Origin of the sequence: Subtercola boreus (genome assembly GCF_003399645.1) — a bacterium.
Classification (GTDB): domain Bacteria; phylum Actinomycetota; class Actinomycetes; order Actinomycetales; family Microbacteriaceae; genus Subtercola; species Subtercola boreus_A.
The window spans coordinates 1-5,707 of record NZ_NBXD01000010.1 but is presented as its reverse complement, the minus strand read 5'-3'; the positions used below and the strand labels follow the sequence as shown (position 1 = coordinate 5,707).

The following is a 5,707-nucleotide window of genomic DNA, read 5'->3' as shown; positions in this document are numbered from 1 at the left end:
TCTAGTGGCGGGTTTGTGGTGGCTTAACGAGAACAGCCCAGCCGGTGTGGGCTGGGCTGTTTCGAGGATGGGTCCGGCGGTGTCCTACTCTCCCACAAGGTCTCCCTTGCAGTACCATCGGCGCTGAGAGTCTTAGCTTCCGGGTTCGGAATGTTACCGGGCGTTTCCCTCTCGCTATGGCCGCCGAAACACTGTCGACGTTGTTACGGTCTGGGTGTGACGGAAGTTGTTAGCTTCAGTGTTCAGTTATCACCCCTGTGAAAAGGGGTGGGTGTTTGTTTCCGACCGTATGTCGGGAACCACAGAGTGGACGCGAGTGTTTTTGTTGCGCAAAGTTCGTTACCTCCCACCCAAGGGGTGGGGGTGTTGGTGAAGTTGTCGGCTTATTAGTACAGGTCAGCTCCACACCTCGTTAGTCGGTGCTTCCACATCCTGCCTATCAACCCAGTAGTCTCCTGGGAGCCTCTCACCATGAATGGTATGGAAATCTCATCTTGAAGCCGGCTTCCCGCTTAGATGCTTTCAGCGGTTATCCGTTCCGAACGTAGCTAATCAGCGGTGCACTTGGCAGTACAACTGACACACCAGAGGTTCGTCCATCCCGGTCCTCTCGTACTAGGGATAGCTCTCCTCAAATTTCCTGCGCGCGCAGAGGATAGGGACCGAACTGTCTCACGACGTTCTAAACCCAGCTCGCGTACCGCTTTAATGGGCGAACAGCCCAACCCTTGGGACCTACTCCAGCCCCAGGATGCGACGAGCCGACATCGAGGTGCCAAACCATGCCGTCGATATGGACTCTTGGGCAAGATCAGCCTGTTATCCCCGAGGTACCTTTTATCCGTTGAGCGACAGCGCTTCCACAAGCCACTGCCGGATCACTAGTCCCGACTTTCGTCCCTGCTCGACTTGTCAGTCTCACAGTCAAGCTCCCTTGTGCACTTACACTCGCCACCTGATTGCCAACCAGGTTGAGGGAACCTTTGGGCGCCTCCGTTACTCTTTAGGAGGCAACCGCCCCAGTTAAACTACCCACCATGCACTGTCCCAGAACCGGATTACGGTTCGTAGTTAGATATCCAGAGTGACCAGAGTGGTATTTCAACAATGACTCCACCAGCACTAGCGTGCCCGCTTCACAGTCTCCCACCTATCCTACACAAGCCACACCGAACACCAATACAAAGCTATAGTAAAGGTCACGGGGTCTTTCCGTCCTTCTGCGCGTAACGAGCATCTTTACTCGTAGTGCAATTTCGCCGAGTTCGCGGTTGAGACAGCTGGGAAGTCGTTACGCCATTCGTGCAGGTCGGAACTTACCCGACAAGGAATTTCGCTACCTTAGGATGGTTATAGTTACCACCGCCGTTTACTGGGGCTTAAATTCTGGGCTTCGCCTTGCGGCTAACTCTTCCTCTTAACCTTCCAGCACCGGGCAGGCGTCAGTCCGTATACATCGTCTTGCGACTTGGCACGGACCTGTGTTTTTAGTAAACAGTCGCTTCCCACTGGTCTCTGCGGCCATACACTGCTCCAGGAGTAAATCCCTTCACAGCTCCGGCCCCCCTTCTCCCGAAGTTACGGGGGCATTTTGCCGAGTTCCTTAACCACGATTCTCTCGATCTCCTTAGTATTCTCTACCTGATCACCTGAGTCGGTTTGGGGTACGGGCACATGGAACCTCGCGCCGATGCTTTTCTTGGCAGCAGACGATCACTGATTTCCCCACTGAAGGGTACCCATCGAGTCTCAGCCTTTAATGAAGGGCGGATTTGCCTACCCCTCGGCCTACATTCTTAGACCGGGACAACCATCGCCCGGCTCAGCTACGTTCCTGCGTCACACCTGTTAATACGCTAACCGCACCACCATAGGGTCACACGCTACGTCCACCCCTCTCACCCCGAAGGGATCAATAAGGTGGGTTTCAGATGTTTAGCATTAGTGGATTGGCTTGGACGGTTCTTCTGCGGTACGGGAATGTCAACCCGTTGTCCATCGACTACGCCTGTCGGCCTCGCCTTAGGTCCCGACTTACCCAGGGCGGATTAGCCTGGCCCTGGAAACCTTGATCTTTCGGAGGACGGGTTTCTCACCCGTCTTTCGCTACTCATGCCTGCATTCTCACTCGTGTGGCCTCCACGGCTGGTTTACACCGCCGCTTCGCTGGCCACACGACGCTCTCCTACCCATCCATACGGCTGGACCACGAAGGCCTGCCAAAAATATAAATGCCACAACTTCGGTGGCGTGCTTGAGCCCCGTTACATTGTCGGCGCGGAATCACTTGACCAGTGAGCTATTACGCACTCTTTCAAGGGTGGCTGCTTCTAAGCCAACCTCCTGGTTGTCTATGCAACTCCACATCCTTTCCCACTTAGCACGCGCTTAGGGACCTTAGATGGTGGTCTGGGTTGTTTCCCTCTCGACGATGAAGCTTATCCCCCACCGTCTCACTGCTGCGCTCTCACTTACCGGCATTCGGAGTTTGGCTAACGTCAGTAACCTTTTAGGGCCCATCGGCTATCCAGTAGCTCTACCTCCGGCAAGAAACACGCAACGCTGCACCTAAATGCATTTCGGAGAGAACCAGCTATCACGAAGTTTGATTGGCCTTTCACCCCTATCCACAGCTCATCCCCTCCATTTTCAACTGAAGTGGGTTCGGTCCTCCACGACGTCTTACCGTCGCTTCAACCTGGCCATGGATAGATCACTTCGCTTCGGGTCTAGAACCAGCGACTCAAACGCTCTATTCGAACTCGCTTTCGCTACGCATTCCCCTCACGGGTTAAGCTCGCCACTGATCACTAACTCGCAGGCTCATTCTTCAAAAGGCACGCCGTCACACCAACAAAGGGCGCTCCGACGGCTTGTAAGCAAACGGTTTCAGGTACTATTTCACTCCCCTCCCGGGGTACTTTTCACCTTTCCCTCACGGTACTTGTTCACTATCGGTCATCTGGGAGTATTTAGGCTTATCAGGTGGTCCTGACAGATTCACGCGGGATTTCTCGGGCCCCGCGATACTTGGGATACTCACCGAGCCATAACTACATTTCAACTACAGGGCTCGCACCTTCTCCGGCTGGGCTTTCAATCCCATTCATCTATATAGCGCTGTAACTCTCACGAAAACGGCAGTTCTCGCAGGTAAGTCCCACAACCCCGAACATGCAACCCCTGCCGGGTATCACACATGCACGGTTTGGCCTGTTCCGGTTTCGCTCGCCACTACTCACGGAATCACTATTGTTTTCTCTTCCTGAGGGTACTGAGATGTTTCACTTCCCCCCGTTCCCTCTACCCGCCCTATATATTCAGGCGGGAGTCACCAGGTCACCCAAAGGGCCTGGCGGGGTTTCCCCATTCGGAGACCCTCGGATCACAGCTCTATTATCAGCTCCCCGAGGCTTATCGCAGATTTATACGTCCTTCTTCGGCTCCAGATGCCAAGGCATTCACCGTTTGCTCTTAAAAACTTCAACAAACAAAATCACACAACAAAGACCAATGCTTTGAACCAACAAACCCGAAAGCCTGCTGATCCGAACATTGATTACCAGACAACGCAATCACCCCACACCCCGAAAGGCATGAAACTCATACGCGTCTGGAGATGCTCGCGTCCACTGTGTAGTTCTCAAAATACGGGCGGTACCCCAAACAGACCAAGAAAGATCCTGACCCGAAATGAAGTCCAGAGTTCAACAGTCAACCCCCCCACCGTGAAACCACGACGAAAAGGCTGCCCGGTCCCTCAGGACCCAACAGCGTGCACAACACCAGCCAACCCAACCACTCTGTTCCAAACCAGATCCGAAAACCTGGTCGTACTACAAGCACCTGAACCACTTAGCGAATGTCAAATGTTCCACCCATGAGCGTCACCACCAGATAACTTCCGATGAAATGACTGTCCACCCTGATCGCCCTGTATACAGAGGCGAGGTGGAACGTGCTCCTTAGAAAGGAGGTGATCCAGCCGCACCTTCCGGTACGGCTACCTTGTTACGACTTAGTCCTAATCACCAATCCCACCTTAGACAGCTCCCTCCCGAAGGTTAGGCCACTGGCGTTGGGTGTTACCGACTTTCATGACTTGACGGGCGGTGTGTACAAGGCCCGGGAACGTATTCACCGCAGCGTTGCTGATCTGCGATTACTAGCGACTCCGACTTCATGAGGTCGAGTTGCAGACCTCAATCCGAACTGAGACCGGCTTTTTGGGATTCGCTCCACCTTACGGTATCGCAGCCCTTTGTACCGGCCATTGTAGCATGCGTGAAGCCCAAGACATAAGGGGCATGATGATTTGACGTCATCCCCACCTTCCTCCGAGTTGACCCCGGCAGTCTCCTATGAGTTCCCACCATAACGTGCTGGCAACATAGAACGAGGGTTGCGCTCGTTGCGGGACTTAACCCAACATCTCACGACACGAGCTGACGACAACCATGCACCACCTGTAAACGAGTGTCCAAAGAGTTGATCATTTCTGACCCGTTCTCGTTCATGTCAAGCCTTGGTAAGGTTCTTCGCGTTGCATCGAATTAATCCGCATGCTCCGCCGCTTGTGCGGGCCCCCGTCAATTCCTTTGAGTTTTAGCCTTGCGGCCGTACTCCCCAGGCGGGGAACTTAATGCGTTAGCTGCGACACAGAAACCGTGGAATGGTCCCTACATCTAGTTCCCAACGTTTACGGCATGGACTACCAGGGTATCTAATCCTGTTCGCTCCCCATGCTTTCGCTCCTCAGCGTCAGTTACGGCCCAGAGATCTGCCTTCGCCATCGGTGTTCCTCCTGATATCTGCGCATTCCACCGCTACACCAGGAATTCCAATCTCCCCTACCGCACTCTAGTCTGCCCGTACCCACTGCAGGCTGGAGGTTGAGCCTCCAGATTTCACAGCAGACGCGACAAACCGCCTACGAGCTCTTTACGCCCAATAATTCCGGACAACGCTTGCACCCTACGTATTACCGCGGCTGCTGGCACGTAGTTAGCCGGTGCTTTTTCTGCAAGTACCGTCAAACCGAAGTTCTTCTTCCTTACTAAAAGAGGTTTACAACCCGAAGGCCGTCATCCCTCACGCGGCGTTGCTGCATCAGGCTTTCGCCCATTGTGCAATATTCCCCACTGCTGCCTCCCGTAGGAGTCTGGGCCGTGTCTCAGTCCCAGTGTGGCCGGTCACCCTCTCAGGCCGGCTACCCGTCGTAGGCTTGGTGAGCCATTACCTCACCAACAACCTGATAGGCCGCGAGTCCATCCTTGACCAAAAAATCTTTCCACAACCAGAACAGGCGCTCGGTCGTCATATCCGGTATTAGACGTCGTTTCCAACGCTTATCCCAGAGTCAAGGGCAGGTTACTCACGTGTTACTCACCCGTTCGCCACTAATCCAAGATGCAAGCACCCCTTCATCGTTCGACTTGCATGTGTTAAGCACGCCGCCAGCGTTCGTCCTGAGCCAGGATCAAACTCTCCGTAAATGCTTACGCGCCAGGACGTGAACGGGAATCGAACACAACCCTGACAAGTTTGATGCTGACAAAACACGTCATAACTGACTTGCTTATGTCCCCAACCACCGAAGCGGCTGGTAATTCAATTTCCCAAAGGAACCCGGACACCCAAAAGGTGCCACGGGGATTTGGCATTTGACAATGTGCACGCTGTTGAGTTCTCAAAGATCGGACGCTCC

Annotated in this window: 3 rRNA genes; all 3 read right to left on the bottom strand. The window is 54.0% G+C overall.

The window, feature by feature from the left end:
- Window positions 1–71 precede the first annotated feature (71 nt).
- Window positions 72–188: ribosomal RNA gene (gene rrf, locus B7R24_RS04630) — 5S ribosomal RNA — on the bottom strand.
- Window positions 189–366: 178 nt separating this feature from the next.
- Window positions 367–3,488 (bottom strand): 23S ribosomal RNA (locus tag B7R24_RS04625).
- A gap of 481 nt (window positions 3,489–3,969) precedes the next feature.
- Window positions 3,970–5,495 (bottom strand): 16S ribosomal RNA (locus B7R24_RS04620).
- Together the 16S, 23S and 5S rRNA genes form the textbook arrangement of a ribosomal RNA operon.
- Window positions 5,496–5,707 lie beyond the last annotated feature (212 nt).